This window comes from Caulobacter sp. GW821-FHT10C03, from assembly GCF_059415485.1.
In genome coordinates this window covers 182,747-198,596 of record NZ_JBWKNI010000002.1, presented here as the reverse complement: position 1 = coordinate 198,596, position 15,850 = coordinate 182,747, and the positions used below count along the sequence as shown (strand labels likewise).

Annotated in this window: 11 protein-coding genes; 1 reads left to right on the top strand and 10 read right to left on the bottom strand. The window is 68.8% G+C overall.

Annotated features, from left to right (window positions below):
- Nucleotides 1-40: 40 nt before the first annotated feature.
- The 7 genes from AC07NG_RS02980 to rhuM form a co-directional block, all read right to left on the bottom strand.
- Nucleotides 41-628, bottom strand: a complete 588-nt coding sequence (locus AC07NG_RS02980; RefSeq protein ID WP_487291593.1) for a malonic semialdehyde reductase — start codon at nucleotides 626-628, stop codon at nucleotides 41-43.
- A gap of 101 nt (nucleotides 629-729) precedes the next feature.
- Nucleotides 730-1,299 carry a NifU family protein gene (locus AC07NG_RS02975; protein WP_487291594.1) on the bottom strand — a complete coding sequence of 190 codons (570 nt, stop codon included), beginning with the start codon at nucleotides 1,297-1,299 and terminating at the stop codon, nucleotides 730-732.
- Nucleotides 1,300-1,372: 73 nt separating this feature from the next.
- Complete coding sequence (gene trpS / locus AC07NG_RS02970) at nucleotides 1,373-2,407, bottom strand: tryptophan--tRNA ligase (RefSeq protein ID WP_110118416.1); 1,035 nt, start codon at nucleotides 2,405-2,407, stop codon at nucleotides 1,373-1,375.
- 163 nt (nucleotides 2,408-2,570) lie between these two features.
- Nucleotides 2,571-4,208 carry a murein biosynthesis integral membrane protein MurJ gene (murJ, locus tag AC07NG_RS02965; protein ID WP_494592114.1) on the bottom strand — a complete coding sequence of 546 codons (1,638 nt, stop codon included), beginning with the start codon at nucleotides 4,206-4,208 and terminating at the stop codon, nucleotides 2,571-2,573.
- Between the two features lie 223 nt (nucleotides 4,209-4,431).
- Nucleotides 4,432-7,254: a [protein-PII] uridylyltransferase gene (locus tag AC07NG_RS02960; protein WP_494592112.1), complete on the bottom strand. Its 2,823-nt coding sequence runs from the start codon at nucleotides 7,252-7,254 to the stop codon at nucleotides 4,432-4,434.
- 78 nt (nucleotides 7,255-7,332) lie between these two features.
- Nucleotides 7,333-10,035, bottom strand: a complete 2,703-nt coding sequence (gene mutS, locus AC07NG_RS02955; RefSeq protein ID WP_494592110.1) for a DNA mismatch repair protein MutS — start codon at nucleotides 10,033-10,035, stop codon at nucleotides 7,333-7,335.
- 33 nt (nucleotides 10,036-10,068) lie between these two features.
- Nucleotides 10,069-11,124 (bottom strand): RhuM family protein, encoded by a 1,056-nt coding sequence (rhuM, locus tag AC07NG_RS02950; RefSeq protein WP_494592108.1) that lies wholly within the window; start codon nucleotides 11,122-11,124, stop codon nucleotides 10,069-10,071.
- A gap of 141 nt (nucleotides 11,125-11,265) precedes the next feature.
- Here rhuM and AC07NG_RS02945 point away from each other — a divergent pair, with 141 nt between their 5' ends.
- A complete protein-coding gene (locus AC07NG_RS02945) occupies nucleotides 11,266-11,772 on the top strand; it encodes an energy transducer TonB family protein (protein ID WP_494592106.1) in 507 nt (168 codons plus the stop codon).
- A 71-nt stretch (nucleotides 11,773-11,843) separates the two neighbouring features.
- On the opposite strand, the gene dnaJ is transcribed toward AC07NG_RS02945, so the two are convergent.
- From dnaJ to dnaK, 3 genes are all read right to left on the bottom strand, one after another.
- The gene (dnaJ, locus tag AC07NG_RS02940; RefSeq protein ID WP_494592104.1) at nucleotides 11,844-12,995 is read right to left on the bottom strand and encodes a molecular chaperone DnaJ; all 1,152 of its coding nucleotides are present in this window, start codon (nucleotides 12,993-12,995) and stop codon (nucleotides 11,844-11,846) included.
- 43 nt (nucleotides 12,996-13,038) lie between these two features.
- Nucleotides 13,039-13,488 carry a hypothetical protein gene (locus AC07NG_RS02935; protein WP_494592102.1) on the bottom strand — a complete coding sequence of 150 codons (450 nt, stop codon included), beginning with the start codon at nucleotides 13,486-13,488 and terminating at the stop codon, nucleotides 13,039-13,041.
- Between the two features lie 201 nt (nucleotides 13,489-13,689).
- Nucleotides 13,690-15,594, bottom strand: a complete 1,905-nt coding sequence (gene dnaK / locus AC07NG_RS02930) for a molecular chaperone DnaK (RefSeq protein WP_487291604.1) — start codon at nucleotides 15,592-15,594, stop codon at nucleotides 13,690-13,692.
- Nucleotides 15,595-15,850 lie beyond the last annotated feature (256 nt).

Below are 15,850 nucleotides of genomic sequence, written 5' to 3'. Positions count from 1 at the left end.
TCGCACGCCATCGTGCGATTTTCGCGCCCGGGATGACACGTCAGACGATCGAGGCGGCTTCCTCGAAGTCGAGGCGCGGGCTGCGCGGGAACAGGTTCTCGTCGGTGCCGTAGCCGATCGAGGCGATGAAATTGCTCTTGATGTTGGTGCCTTCGAAGAAGGCCGCGTCCACGCCGGCGTTGTCGAAGCCCGACATAGCCCCGACGTCCAGGCCGAGCGCCCGGGCCGCGAGGATGAAATAGCCGCCCTGCAGCGAGCTGTTGCGGAACGCGCCCCATTCCTTGGCCACGGGGTCGCCGAACCAGTTCTTGGCGCCCGGCGCGTGCGGGAACAGCTTGTCGAGGGTTTCGGGGAAATCGAGATCGTAGCCGACGATGACGGTGACCGGGGCCTGGCGGATCTTCGGGCCGTTCGAGCCCGACGACAGGGCGGCCAGCTTTTCCTTGGCTTCCGGGCTGGTCACGAAGACGAAACGGGCCGGGGTCGAGTTGGCGGCGGTCGGGCCGAACTTCACCAGGTCGTACAGCTCACGCAGCACCGCTTCGGGCACGGGGTCGGACTTCCAGCCGTTGCGCGTGCGCGCCTCGGTGAACAGTTGGGCCAGGGCGGCGGTGTCGAGCTTGGACATCAGCAATCCTTATAGGGAGCCATAATAGCAACTTATAGAGTTACAGTATGGGGTTCCCAGCGGATCACGGCAAGGCCGGCGATGCGCGCCGGGACCGAAAATCAGAGCGTCTGCTCGACCCGGGTCACTTCCGGCACATAGTGCTTGAGCATGTTCTCGACGCCCGACTTCAGCGTCGCCGAGGACGACGGGCAGCCCGAGCAGGCGCCGCGCATGTGCAGCCACACGACGCCCGTGGCCGGCTCGAACTTGCTGAACACGATGTCGCCGCCGTCCTGGGCCACGGCCGGGCGGATGCGGGTGTCGAGCAGTTCCTTGATCTCGGAGACGATCTGGGCCGCCTCCTCGTCATAGACGCCGTCGTCGTCGTGGCCGCTCTCGACCTGGTCCAGCAGCAGCGGGCGGCCGCTGGTGAAGTGGTCCATGATGGCCGCCAGGATCGGCGCCTTCAGGTGCGGCCACTGGGCGTCCTCGCCTTTGGTGACGGTCAGAAAGTCCGGACCGAAGAACACCCGCGTCACGTCGCCCAGCCGGAACAGGGCGTCGGCCAGCGGCGAGGCCTCGCCTTCCTCCGGCGTGCGGAACTCCCGAGCGCCCTCGCCCAGCACTTCGCGGCCAGGCAGGAACTTCAGGACCTCGGGGTTGGGCGTGGTTTCGGTCTGGATGAACATGGGCGAGATGTGGCGCTTGAATGAGTGAAGAACAAGGGGGCGCGGCGCCGCGCCCCCTCCGAAGGGTCTGCGATCAGGCCCCCCAGAAGCCGACCAGCTTCTTGACCTCGGCCACCGTCGGGGCGGCGACCTCGCGGGCCTTTTCGGCGCCGGCGGCCAAGATGCGGTCGAGCTCGCCCTTGTCGGACAGCAGGCCGCGCATCTTCTCGCCCACCGGAGCCAGCTTCTCGACCGCCAGTTCGGCCAGGGCCGGCTTGAAGGCGCCGAAGCCCTTGCCGGCGTAGTCGGCCAGCACCTCGGCCTTCGAGCGGCCCGACAGGGCCGCGAAGATGCCGACCAGGTTGTCGGCCTCGGCGCGGGTCGCCAGCTCTTCCAGGGTCTCGGGAAGCGGCTCGGGGTCGGTGCGGGCCTTCTTGATCTTGCCGGCGATGGCGTCGGCGTCGTCGGTCAGGTTGATGCGGCTGTAGTCCGACGGATCGGACTTGCTCATCTTGGCCGAGCCGTCGCGCAGGCTCATGACCCGCGCGCCCGGACCCTGGATCAGCGGATCGGGCTGCGGGAAGAAGCCCGGGGCCTTGAAGTCGTGGTTGAACTTCTGGGCGATGTCGCGGGTCAGCTCCAGGTGCTGCTTCTGGTCCTCGCCGACCGGCACGTGGGTGGCCTTGTAGATCAGGATGTCGGCGGCCTGCAGCACCGGATAGGTGTAGAGGCCCACGCTCGAGCGCTCCTTGTGCTTGCCGCTCTTCTCCTTGAACTGGGTCATGCGGTCGAGCCAGCCCAGGCGCGCGACGCACTGGAAGATCCAGGACAGTTCGGCGTGCTCGGGCACGGCCGACTGCGGGAAGATGGTGGCCTTGGCCGGGTCGAGGCCGGCGGCCAGATAGGCCGCGGCGATCTCGCGGGTCTGGTCGGCCAGGGCTTCCGGCTCCTGCCAGACGGTGATGGCGTGCAGGTCGGCGACGAAGATGAAGGTGTCGATCTCGTGCTGCAGGCGGGCGAACTTCACCAGCGCGCCGAGATAGTTGCCCAGGTGCAGGGCGCCCGAGGGTTGGACGCCGGACAGCACGCGGGACGGACCCGTATATGCGACGGGAGCTTGATCGGTCATGGCTTCAGCCTTGGATGTCGGAAACGGGCGATATGGCGAGGCGCGCGGAGGCGCCGGCCGCATCCGGGGACGCGGCGATCAGGTTCAGGACAAGCCACGCCATCGCGGCGCGTTGGAACCGATGCAAGCCATGCGTGCTCGTTACCGGGCCTGAGGCCTCGGATCAAGCCTTGCCCCGCCGCAGGACCGCCTTCAGCTCGCTGGGCTTGACGCCGCCGAACAGGAACAGCAGCGGCGGATAGAGCGCCGCGCCGGCCAGGCAGGTCAGGGCCAGGGCGAACTCCTTGGCGCCAATGGCGTGGCCGGTCAGGCCGATGCCGCGCAGCGGCGCCTCGATCAGGTGGCGCCAGTGCGAGGCGGCGGCCAGCAGCAGGGCCATGCCCAGGCTGGCGGCCAGGATCCGCGCCAGGCGCGACCAGGTGTCGAGCGAGGGATTGTAGTCCTTCTTGCGCCACAGGCCGAAAGCCATCTGGCCGACATTGAGCCACGAGGCCACGGCGGTGGCGGCGGCGATGCCCTTCACCCCCATCAGCTGGAACAGCAGGAGGCCCAGGCCAATGTTGACCGCCACCGAGATCAGGGCGAAGCGCATCGGGCTCTTGGTGTCGCCGCGCGCGAAGAAGGCCCGCGAATAGAGCTGCTGCAGCACGAAGGCCGGGGTGCCCAGGCCGTAGAAGAACAGGGCCGCCGCCGTCTGGCTGGCGTCGAAGGCGGTGAACTCGCCGCGCGTGTAGAGGCCGTCCGACAGGAAGCCCGGCATGGCCGCCAGGGCCGCGGCGGCCGGCAGGGTCAGGGCCATGGCCAGAGCCACCGCCTGGTCCATCGCCCCTTGGGCGTCCTCGCGGTCGCCCGAGTGCACGGCGCGCGACAGGCGCGGCAGCAGGGCGACGCCGATGGCCACGCCCACCAGACCCAGCGGCAGCTGGTACAGGCGGTCGGCGGTGGCCAGCCAGGTGCGGCCGCCGGGGACGTGGCTGGCCAGGGCCCCGGAGATGAAGATGTTGACCTGGGTGGCGCTGGCCGCCAGGGCGCCGGGGATGGCCTTGCCGATCAGCTCACGCACTTCCGGCGTCAGGCGCGGCAGCCGCCAGTGGACCTTGGCCCCCGACTTGTTGACGCCCCAGGTCAGCAGGGCGGCCTGGGCCACGCCCGCCACCACGACGCCGACCGAGCCCCAGGTCGCCGCCGAGACCGCCGTGGTCTGGGGCAGGATGAAGGCCAGGGTGAAGATGTTCAGCAGGATCGGCGCGCCGGCCGACAGGATGAAGCGGTCGCGGGCGTTCAGCACCCCCGACAGGTGGGCCACGATCGCCATGCACGGCAGGTAGGGCATGGTGATCTGGGTCAGCAGCACCGCCAGCTTGTACTTGTCGGTGCCCCAGCCGAAGCCCGGGCTGATCAGCATCATCAGCCACGGCATCGCCAGCTGGCAGATGACGGTGATGATGATGGTCGAGGCCGCCAGGGTGGCCATGGCGTCGGCGGCCAGGATGTCGGCCTTCTCCTCGCCGTCGCGCTGCAGCGACTTGGCGTAGGCCGGCACGAAGGCGGCCGCGAAGGCGCCCTCGGCGAAGAACCGGCGGAAAAGGTTCGGGAAGGCCAGGGCGGCGTTGTAGGCGTCGGCGGCCGGGGTGGCGCTGGCGCCCATCCGGTACGACACGGCCAGGTCCCGCGCGAAACCCATGAACCGGCTGACCAGGGTCAGGCCGGAATAGATCGCCGACGACCTGAACAGTCCTCCGCCCTTCTTGGCGGCGGGAGCAGGCGTCGGTTCGGGCGCGGCGGCGGGAGTGTCGGTCACGTCCGGCTTCTGGGCGCTCGGAGAACAGGCGTCAAGCTACGGCGCGGAGGCTGCATCGAGGTTTCACCGGAACTGCATTCCAGATCCTTCTCCCCTTGCGGGAGAAGGTGGCGGCGAAGCCGACGGATGAGGGGTCGAAAGGCCTCTCCGAAAGTTCTGAGAGACCCCTCACCCGACCTCCTTCGGAGGCCACCCTCTCCCGCAAGGGGAGAGGGATCGTTGATTAGCGCGCCACGCTGGCCCGGGCCCGCTTCAGGCCCGGACGGGTGCTGGGCGCGCCGGCTTCGTTCTGTTCCAGGGCCGCCAGCAGGTCGGCCTTGAGGGTCGAGATCTTGCGGCTGTCGCCCAGCTTCCCGCCCTCGGCGGTCTGGACGTAGAAGGCGTCGACCGCCCGCTCGCCATAGCCGTCGATATGGGCCGACTGGATGGACAGGCCGTTGTCGGCCAGGGTGCGGGCCAGGGCCTGCAGCAGACCAGGCCGGTCGCGGCCCGAGGCCTCGACGACGGTGGCCTCGTTGGAGGCCTCGTTGTCGACCACCACGGTCGGGGCGATGGCGAAGGCGGCGGTGCGAGCCAGTTCCGCGCCGCGCCGGCTCTCGACGCTGACGCCCTCGCCGCGCCCGGCGGCTTCCAGGGCGTCGGCCAGACGGCGCAGGGCGCGCGGGTTCTCGCAGCCGAGCGGCGCGCCGGTGACGTCCTGCACGTAGAACACGTCGAGCGCCTGACCCTGGCGGGAGGTGAAGACCCGCGCCCCGACGACGTTGCCGCCCAGGGACGAGATGGCCAGGGCGAGGTCGGCGAACAGGCCGCGACGGTCCTTGGCGGCGATGACGATCTCGGCGGCGTTCGAGCCCGAGGCCACCCGGCCCTCGGCGGCGGCCCCGCCCTGGATGGCGGCGCGGCGGGCGAGCGCGGCGTGGTCGAGCAGGTCCTGCGAACCGAAGGCCCCGAAATAGGCGTCCTCCATGGCCGCGGCCCAGCCCTTGGCGGCCGGATCGGCGGCGACCAGGGTCTCGCGCGCCCCGGCGGCGGCGGCTTCCTGGTGGCGCTGAACGTGGATGGCCGCGTCGCTGCCGCGCCCGCCGCGGAAGACGGCCTCGGTAGCGTTGTAGAGCTCGCGCAGCAGCTGGCCCTTCCAGCCGTTCCACACCCCCGGCCCCACGGCCCGGATGTCGGCGACGGTGATGACCAGCAGCAGGCGCAGGCGCTCGGGGTTTTCGACGATGCGGGCGAAGGCCGCCACCGTGCCGGGATCCGACACGTCGCGCTTCTGGGCGAAGTCGCTCATCACGAGATGGTTCTCGACCAGCCAGGCGACCAGCTCGACCTTGCTGCGCTCGACGCCCAGGCGCTCGCAGGCGCTGCGGGCCGATCGGGCCCCGGCCTTCTCCTGACCGCCGACCCCGCCCTTGCCGGTGTCGTGCAGCAGCATGGCCAGGAACAGGGCCTCGCGGTCCTCGATCAGCGGCATGATCGACACGGCCAGCGGATGGTCTTCCGACAGGCGGCCGGCGGCCATGTCGCCGATCAGGCCGACGGCCCGCAGGGTGTGCTCGTCCACCGTGTACGAGTGGTACATGTTGAACTGCATCTGGGCCACGACCCGGCCGAACTCCGGGATGAAGCGGCCCAGCACGCCGGCGTCGTTCATCAGGGTCAGGGTGCGGTAGCTGCGCTTGCCCCGCGCCAGAAGGTCGAGGAAGGCCTGGGTGGCGTGCGGATCGCGGCGCACCTTCGAGGTGATGAGGCCCAGATTGCGGGTCACCGCCGTGAAGGCGTCGGGATGCAGATCCAGGTCTCGCTCGTCGGCGATCTTGAACAGGCGGATCAGGTTGACCGGATCGCGCTCGAAGACCTCCGGCCCCTCGATATTCAGCCGGCCGCCGTCCTCGTAGAAGCCCGGCGCGTCCAGGGCCTTGCGCTTGGGCTTGCCGCCCGGGAGGAAGCGCGAGATGCCCTTGGGCTCGTTCTTGAAGTGCTCGGCCTCCAGCTTGGCCGAGAAGGCGCGGGTCAGGGCCCCGACCTCCTTGGCGATCAGGAAGTAGCGGCGCATGAAGCGCTCGACCGCCGGGGCGTCGCCCCGGTCGCCATAGCCCATGCGGCGGGCGATCTCGGGCTGCAGGTCGAAGGTCAGCCGCTCTTCGGGGCGGCCGGTCGTGAAGTGCAGGTGGGCGCGCACCGCATGCAGGAAATCGAAGGCGCGGATGAAGGCCTTGGTCTCGCGGCTGGAGAACAGCTCCAGCTTGAAGACGTCCTCGGGCTTGTCGACCGGATGCAGGTACTCGGCGATCCACACCAGGGTGTGCAGGTCGCGAAGACCGCCCTTCCCTTCCTTGACGTTGGGCTCGACCATGTAGCGGCTGGCGCCGGCGCGGGCCTGGCGGTCGTCGCGCTCCTTGAGCTTGGCGGCAACGAACTGCTGGCCGGTGCCCTTCATGACCTCGTCGCGGAAGCGCCTCTTGAGGTCGGCCGCCAGGCGCTCGTCGCCGGTCAGCCGCCGCGCCTCGAGGATCGAGGTGCGGATCGTGAAGTCCTCCTTCGACAGGCGGACGCATTCCTCGATGGTGCGCGAGGCGTGGCCGACCTTGAAGCCCAGATCCCACAGCGCATAGAGCATGTACTCGATCACGCTCTCGACGTGCGGCGTCTGCTTGTAGGGCCGCAGGAACAGGAGATCGATGTCCGAGAACGGCGCCAGGGTGGCGCGGCCGTAGCCGCCCACGGCCAGCAGGGCCAGGCGCTCGCCCTCGGTGGGGTTGCGGGCCCGGAACACGTGCACCGTCGTGAAGTCGTAGAGGGCGGTGATCACCTCGTCGGTGACGCCGCTGAGCAGGCGGGCGGTCTCGACCCCGCTGGCGCCGTTCTCCAGCCGCTCCTTGGCGATCATCCGGCCGCGGAACAGGGCCTGCTTGAGGATCTCGATGGCCCGGGCGCGCTGGGCGGCCTCGTCGCCGATGGCGTCCAGCGCGGCGGCCGACAGGCGCGCGCGCAGGGCGTGGCCGTCGACGACATGTTCCAGGGGCGTGGGGCGAAGGCGACGGGGCATGGCGGTTATATGGTTACCCCAACGAGACGGCCAAAGCAGCCGCCGTGAGCGGCCGCCGCCATGCTCCTATGATTGATCTCAAGCCTTGAGCAGACCCTTAAGACGATAAAGCGCCTCCAGGGCCTCGCGCGGGCTCATGCCGTCGACATCGAGGTCCTTGAGGGCCGCATCGACGACACTGGGCGCCGAAACCGCAGGCGCCGCCATGACGGGGGCCGAGGCAGCGAACAGCGGCAGGTCGTCGAGCTTGGCCGGTGATTCGGTCTTGCTCTCCAGGCGGTCGAGCACCTCCTTGGCGCGGGCGACCACCTGCGGCGGCACCCCGGCCAGCTTGGCCACCTGCACGCCGTAGGAGCGGTCGGCGGGACCGTCGGCCGCCTCGTGCAGGAAGACCAGGTCGCCGTTCCACTCCTTGGCCCGGAGGCTGAGGTTGGAGACGTACGCCATCCGCTCCTCCAGCGTCGCCAGCTCGTGATAGTGCGTGGCGAACAGGGCGCGGCAGCGGTTGGTGTCGTGCAGCGACTCCGCGCAAGCCCAGGCGATGGCCAGGCCGTCATAGGTGGCGGTGCCCCGGCCGATCTCGTCGAGGATGACGAGGCTGCGCGGGGTGGCCTGGGTCAGGATGGCAGCGGTCTCGACCATCTCCATCATGAAGGTCGAGCGGCCCCGGGCCAGGTCGTCGCCCGCGCCGACGCGGCTGAACAGGCGGTCGACCACGCCCAGCCGGAAGCTCTTGGCCGGCACGTAGCAGCCCGACTGCGCCAGGATCGCCAAGAGGGCGTTCTGGCGCAGGAAGGTCGACTTACCGGCCATGTTCGGGCCGGTGACGATCGACAGGCGGGCGGCGACCTCGCCGGCGGCGTCCAGCCGGCAGTCGTTGGGGGTGTAGGGGTCGCCGGCGCGGCGCACGGCGGCCTCGACCACCGGGTGGCGGGCGGCCTTGGCCTCGAAGGCCAGCGACTTGTCGACCACCGGGCGCACGGCCCCGGCGTCCTCGGCCCATTCGGCCAGGGCGGCGGCGACGTCGAGGCGGGCCAGGGCCTCGGCGGCGGCCTGGATCGGCGCGGCCAGAGCGGCGGCCTCGGCGCGCCAGTCCTCGAAGGCGGCGACCTCCATGGCCAGGGCACGCTCGGCGGCCTGGGCGATGCGGGCGTCGAGATCGGCCAGCTCCACCGTGGTGAAGCGGACTTGGTTCGCGAGGGTCTGGCGGTGGATGAAGGTGGCGTTCAGCGGCGGCTGGAACAGCGGGTCGGCCTTGCCCGCCGTGGCCTCGACGAAATAGCCGAGCACGCCGTTGTGGCGGATCTTCAGCGGGACGCCCGCCTCTTGAATGAGGCGTTGCTCGAGCGCGGCCACGACCCGGCGGCTGTCGTCGCGCAGGGAGCGGGCCTGGTCGAGCTCCGGACGCACGCCCGGGGCCACGAAGCCGCCGTCGCGGGCCAGGGCCGGCAGGTCGGGGCCAAGGCCGGCTTCGAGGGTGCTCAGGAGCTGCGAAATCCCCTGGTGCAGAGACGGCGTCAGGGCCGAGAGCGCGCCCTCCAGCTCGACCGGCGGCGGCGACAGCGGGTCGCCCGAACCGCCGACCATGCCGGCCAGCTTCTCGCCGGTCTTCAGGCCGTCGCGCAGGCAGGCCAGGTCGCGCGGACCCCCGCGCCCCAGCGCCAGGCGGGCCAGGCCCCGGGCCATGTCGCCCGCGCCCTTCAGCTGCTCGCGCAGACGCTCACGAAGGCTGCGGTGATCGACGAACCACTCGACGGCGTCCAGGCGCTGGTCGATGGCGGCCGGATCGAGCAGCGGCCGGGCCAGGCGCGCGGCCAGCATGCGCGCGCCGCCGGCGCTGACCGTGCGGTCGATGACCGCCAGCAGCGAGCCGTTGCGGTCGCCGCCCTGGGTGCGGTCGATCTCCAGGCTGGAGCGGGTGGCCGGGTCGATCGACATGACGTCGGCCTCGGCCGCGCGGCGCGGCGCCCGCAGGGCCGGCAGCTTGCCGGCCTGGGTCATCTCCAGGTGGGCGGCGATCAGGCCCAGGGCCCCCACCTCGGCCGGCGACAGGCCGCCGAAGCCGTCCAGGGTGTCGACGCCGTAGAGGCGCTTGACCCGGGTCTCCGAGGCCTGAGGCTCCGACAGGGCCGAGGGCATGGGCTGGATCAGCCCGCCGCAGATCTTCAGGGTCTGGGCCAGGTGGTCGTCGGCCAGCAGGCGGTCGGCGACCAGGGTCTCGGACGGCGACAGCGCCGCCAGCAGCGGGCCGACCCCGTCCTTGCCGGTCGAGAAGCACTCGACCTCGCCGGTGGAAAGCTCGACGGACGCCACGGCGGCCTGGCCGGCGCGGATGGCCACGGCCGCCAGACGGTTGGCGCCCCGGGCGTCCAGCAGGCCGTCCTCGGTCAGGGTGCCCGGCGTGACCACCCGGACGATGTCGCGGCGGACCACCGACTTGGAGCCGCGCTTCTTGGCCTCGGCCGGGTCTTCCATCTGCTCGCAGACGGCGACCTTGAAGCCCATGCGGATCAACTTGGACACATAGGCCTCGGCCGCGTGGTGCGGCACGCCGGCCATCGGGATCGGCTGGCCGTTGTGGTTGCCCCGGAAGGTCTGCGAGATGCCCAGCGCCGCCGCCGCGCGGATCGCGTCGTCGAAAAACAGCTCGTAGAAATCGCCCATCCGGAAGAACAGCAGCGCGTCGGGCTGCCGGGTCTTCATGTCGAAGAACTGCTGCATCACCGGCGTGGCGCCGGTGGCGTCGAAGGTCTGAGTGGGCGGAGAAACCGGGGCGTTCATCCGACCGGAAACTACAGAGCGTCGCGGTTTTCGTTAAGGGGTGCGACGGGGGTTTTTCGGCCCAGGACGAACTTTCGGCAGGGCCTTGTCGGCCGCCTTTAACGCGGAAAGTTCGCGATCGACTTCCGCACGCCGCGAGATTTTTCGCCGCTCATCGAACAGCCTGTACTGGGCCTTAGCGCCAGCTTCGGCCTGATCGTGTCGGACACGACCGCCGTGATCCAGCACAAGGCGGTTCAGGTTCGCCAATTGCTGGTCCAGCAAGCCAGCGGCCTGCTCCATCGTCACCAGACGGCCGATCTCCAACTGGTCCTCGAAGATGCCGAGCAGAATGTCGGTGAGACGGTTCAATTCCTTGAGTTCCGCTGGGGCGAGATAGTTCTTGGCGATCAGGGCGTCAGCCTGCCGGATCTCGTCCCTTGGCCAGGACTGCAGTCCCATGTTCGGCACGGCGGCGTCGGCGCGCTCTTCCAGCACCTCGGACGGCGTGCGATTGACCACCGCGTAGAACAGCTTGGCCTGTGTGCGGCGATAGAACGTCGTCGCAGTCTGCGAGCTCGGCTCATAGTCCTGGCACATCGCGCAGATGCGCCTGAGCTCGGCGTAGAGATTGGCCTCCGAGGCTCGAATGTCGCGAACGATCTCGCGCAGTTCACGAACGCGATCGTTCTCTTCAGGATTCTTCAGACGGGCGGCGTCGATGACGAAGCCCTTGGTGGCGAAACAGACCAGGACGCCCGTGGCCCATTTCCGAAACAAGGTTGCTTGAACGGAACTGACTCGGTAGCCAACCGAGATCACCATATCGAGGCTGTAGAGGGTGCCGGGACGCCCCGCGCCAATTACTTGCATTTTTTGCAAGTTATTCGCTTCTGCCAGTTCGCCTTCGTCGAGGATGTTGGTGACGTGACGATAGATGACGGAAGGGTCCCGCCCAAACAGCTGCGCCATCTGGGCCTGGGTCATCCAGAGAGCGTCGCCGTCATGGCGCAGTTCGACGCTGACGCCGCTTTCGGTCGCGTAGATCAGGAAGCGATGACCGTTGTCATCTTCGATCAGATGAACCGGCGTTGCTTGATCCTGCTCCAAGTTCGTCGCCCTCGGTGAATAAGAACATTGATAGAACAAAAATGCCACGACCGATAGCCATCCCCTGTGGGATCCCCCGCAATAAGTGCGATTGCCCGAGCCAGTCCCCCTCCCTAAGCTTCAGCCGAACGCGGGGGCGGCATGAGCGGCGACGGGAATAGCGGGACGAGCACCTACAGGCCCGACTGGCTGCGCAAGCCGACGGCCGATCAGATGGCCGAGTACTATCCGGAGCAGGCGCAGAAGGACGAGGTCGGCGGTTCGGCCGTCATCCGCTGCAAGGTCGGGATCGCGGGACGGCTGAACAACTGCGAAGCCATCAAGGAAACACCCGAGGGCTATGGCTTCGGCCAGGCGGCGGTGCGCCTGTCGGCCGAGTTCCTGATGACCTCGCCGCCGCCCGAACTGATCGACCAGAAGGAGGTGACCATCCCGGTCACCTTCAGTGTTCCGCCGCCCTCGCCGCTGTTCGAGCCGCCCGCCGCCCTGGTGCAGGCCGGGGCCAGGATCACCCGGGCGGTGGACGACGCCGGCCGTTTCGCCCGCTCGGACGCCGGCACGGCGACGATCCTGGCCGCCGCGATCCTGATCGGCGGGCTCTTCGGCCTGATCCACGCCTTGAAGGCCGATCGCCGGACCGATCTCTAGGCCCGTTCAGACACGAAAAGGCCCGCCACGAGGGCGGGCCTGTCCCGAAACCATATCAGGGCCGTGCGGCCTCAGCTCCCCGTCACTTCTTCCCAGAAGCGCTTGGCCTTGCCGACGAAGTTGGCCGACTTGGGGTTCTGCTTGTCGTCGCACAGGCCGGCCAGCTCCTTGAGGAGCTCCTTCTGCCGGGCCGACAGGTGGGTCGGGGTTTCGACGAACAGCTCGACCACAAGGTCGCCGCGCTGGCGGTTGCGCAGCGACGGCATGCCCTTGCCCTTAAGGCGCACGGTCTTGCCGGTCTGGGCGCCTTCGGGAACCTTGACGCTGACGCGGCAGGTGCCGTCGCAGGTCTCGCCGCCCTTCAGGCACGGGGCCTCGATCTCGCCGCCGAGGGCCGCGACCGTCATCGGCACCGGCACGGTGCAGAGGAGGTCGAGACCGTCGCGCTCGAAGAGCTCGTGCGGGGTCACCGACAGGAAGAGGTAGAGGTCGCCGCGCGGGCCGCCGCGCACGCCGGCGTCGCCCTCGCCCGCCAGGCGGATGCGGGCGCCGTCGTCGACGCCGGCCGGGATGCGCACCGACAGGATGCGTTCCTTGCGGACCTGGCCGTGGCCATGGCAGCCGGCGCAGGGGTCGAGCACCAGGCGGCCCGAGCCGCCGCAGCGGGGGCAGGCGCGCTCGACCGAGAAGAACCCTTGGGTGGCGCGCACGCGGCCGCCGCCGCCGCACGAGCCGCAGACGGTGGGGCTGGTGCCGGGCTTGGCGCCCGAGCCGTCGCAGACCTCGCAGGTCATGGCCGCGGGGACGGTGATCTCGACCTCGGCGCCGGCATAGGCCTGCTCGAGGCTGATCTCCAGATCGTAGCGCAGGTCCTGGCCCCGTTGCGGGCCATTGGACTGGCGACGGCCGCCGCCGAACATCTCGCCGAAGACATCCCCGAACACGTCGCCGAAGATGTCGCTGGCGTCGAAGCCCTGGCCGCCGCCGGGGCCGCCCTGCGGGCCGTTGACGCCGGCGTGGCCGAAGCGGTCGTAGGCGGCGCGCTTCTGCGGATCGGAGAGAACCGAATAGGCCTCGTTGATCTCCTTGAACCGCCCGCTGGCGTCCTCGCAACCGCCGTTGCGGTCCGGGTGGTGCTGCATCGCCAGCTTGCGGAAGGCGGACTTCAGGCCCGCGTCGTCGCAGGTCCGGTTCACGCCGAGGATTTCGTAATAGTCGCGCATCGGCCTTACATCTCGCCGCGGAAAACGGCTCGACCGCTCCGCGTCAGGTTAACGCTGTTCCAGGCTTTCGCCGCGTCACGGCTCGGGATTTCTGCCAGGCCGCCTGGATCAGGCTCCAGGCGATGACGACGACCAGAACGAGCCAGAACGAATAGCCAAGCAGATATTGAATGGGATGGATCTGATAGGCGGGAAGCGGGTCGGGCAGAAGCCCGGCCTTCTGGGCGATGGCGATCTTTTCCGGCGTCAGGACGTAGTAGGCCTTGTCGTCCCCGGCCACGCCCAAGACGTAGCCGTCGTCCTTCAGATAGAGGCCGCCGCCCAGCCAGTAGGTGGTGATCTTGTTGCCCAGATAGAGGCGCTCGCCGCTCGGCCCGGGAAGCGAGACCGGCGCGATCCGCTGGACCTCTTCCCGCTTGCCGAAGCGCGCGGCGCTCGCCGCCGTCGGCACGAGCAGCATCAGTCCCAGCAGCAGGACGACGAGACGCTTCATGATATCCCCCAACCATAAGATTAGGGAAATCTACCGACGCAACCCTGCGATTGCAACGACGGGACGCGCTATGCGCCCCTGGGGAGCGCGGCGATGGAAGAGCTTTCGACATCGGCCTGATCGCTACTGACACCCGGATGAGGTGGGGGACGGGGAACCCCGGCGCAAGACGTTCGCGCCCGGGTTCCCCGCAACCCTTGGTCACGCGGCCGGCTTGTCGTTGCCGTCGACTTCCTCGAACTCGGCGTCGACCACGCCGTCGTCCGCGGCGGCTTGCGCGCCGTCAGCGCCCTCGCCGTCCTGCTGCGAGGCGTACATGGCTTCGCCCAGCTTCATCGAGGCCTGGATCAGCGCCTGGGTCTTGGCCTGGATGGCCTCGACGTCTTCGCTTTCCAGAGCGGCCTTCAGCTCGGTGATGCCGGTCTCGATGGCGGCCTTCTCGGGCGCGCCGACCTTGTCGCCGTGATCGGCCAGGGCCTTCTCGGTCGAGTGCAGGATCGCCTCGCCCTGGTTCTTGGCCTCGACCAGCTTCTTCTTCTGCTCGTCGGCGGCCTTGTTGGCCTCGGCTTCCTTGACCATGCGCTCGATGTCCGCGTCCGACAGGCCGCCGTTGGCCTGGATGCGGATCGAGTGCTCCTTGTTGGTCGCCTTGTCCTTGGCGTGGACCTGGACGATGCCGTTGGCGTCGATGTCGAACGTGACCTCGATCTGCGGCACGCCGCGCGGCGCCGGCGGGATGCCCACCAGGTCGAACTGGCCGAGGATCTTGTTGTCCACGGCCATCGGGCGTTCGCCCTGGAACACGCGGATGGTCACGGCCGACTGGTTGTCGTCGGCGGTCGAGAAGGTCTGCGAGCGCTTGGTCGGGATGGTGGTGTTGCGCTCGATCAGCGGGGTGAACACGCCGCCCAGGGTCTCGATGCCCAGCGTCAGCGGGGTCACGTCGAGCAGCAGCACGTCCTTGACGTCGCCTTGCAGCACGCCGGCCTGAACGGCCGCGCCCAGCGCCACGACTTCATCGGGGTTCACGCCCTTGTGGGGTTCGCGGCCGAAGAAGTCCTGTACCGCCTGTTGGACCTTGGGCATGCGGCTCATGCCGCCGACCAGGATCACTTCGTCGATGTCGCTCTTCTTCAGGCCGGCGTCCTTGAGGGCCTGTTCGCACGGACCGATGGTGCGGGCGATCAGGTCGTCGACCAGGGCTTCCAGCTTGGCGCGCGACAGCTTGATGTTCAGGTGCAGCGGGCCCGAGGCGTTCATGCTGATGAACGGCAGGTTGACCTCGTACTGAGCCGTCGAGGACAGCTCCTTCTTGGCCTTTTCCGCCTCTTCGCGCAGGCGCTGGAGAGCCAGCTTGTCCTTGCGCAGGTCGACGCCCTGCTCCTTCTTGAACTCGTCGGCCAGGTAGTCGACGATCCGAAGGTCGAAGTCCTCGCCGCCCAGGAAGGTGTCGCCGTTGGTCGACTTCACCTCGAACACGCCGTCGCCGATCTCCAGGATCGAGACGTCGAAGGTGCCGCCGCCGAGGTCATAGACGGCGATCTTCTTGCCGTCGTTCTTGTCCAGGCCGTAGGCCAGGGCAGCCGCGGTCGGCTCGTTGATGATGCGCAGCACTTCCAGGCCGGCGATCTTGCCGGCGTCCTTGGTGGCTTGGCGCTGGGCGTCGTTGAAGTAGGCCGGAACGGTGATGACGGCCTTGGAGACCGGCTCGCCGAGGTGGGCTTCGGCGGCTTCCTTCATCTTCTGCAGGATGAAGGCCGAGACTTCCTGGGGCGAGTAGTCCTTGCCGTGGGCCTTGACCCAGGCGTCGCCGGTCGGACCCTTGACGATCTCGTAGGGCACCATGCCCTTGTCCTTCTCGACCACCGGGTCGTTCGCGTTGCGGCCAATCAGGCGCTTGATCGCGAACAGGGTGTTGGTCGGGTTGGTCACGGCCTGGCGCTTGGCGGGCTGGCCGACCAGGCGCTCGCCGTCCTCAAGGAAGCCGACCACCGACGGGGTGGTGCGAGCGCCTTCGGCGTTCTCGATCACCTTCGGGTTCTTGCCGTCCATGATGGCCACGCACGAATTCGTGGTGCCAAGGTCGATACCGATAATCTTGCTCATGTGTGGTGCCTGCAGCTCCTCGAATGGCGGACGGCGGTGACAAGGGCCTCATGAAAGCGCCCCGGTTTTTCTCGGTCCGTCCCCGTTGGTCGCGTTGATCCAAAATCCTGCCGCCCGCGAACGGGCGAAAGGAGAGGGTTCAATCGAAGTTGACGAGCCCGTCAACCCCGCTTCGATGCCCGATATGGGGGATACGCAGCGACCCGCAAGCCCATTCCCGCAGGGAAAGAAGGGGAATCTGCAAGACAGAAGGCCG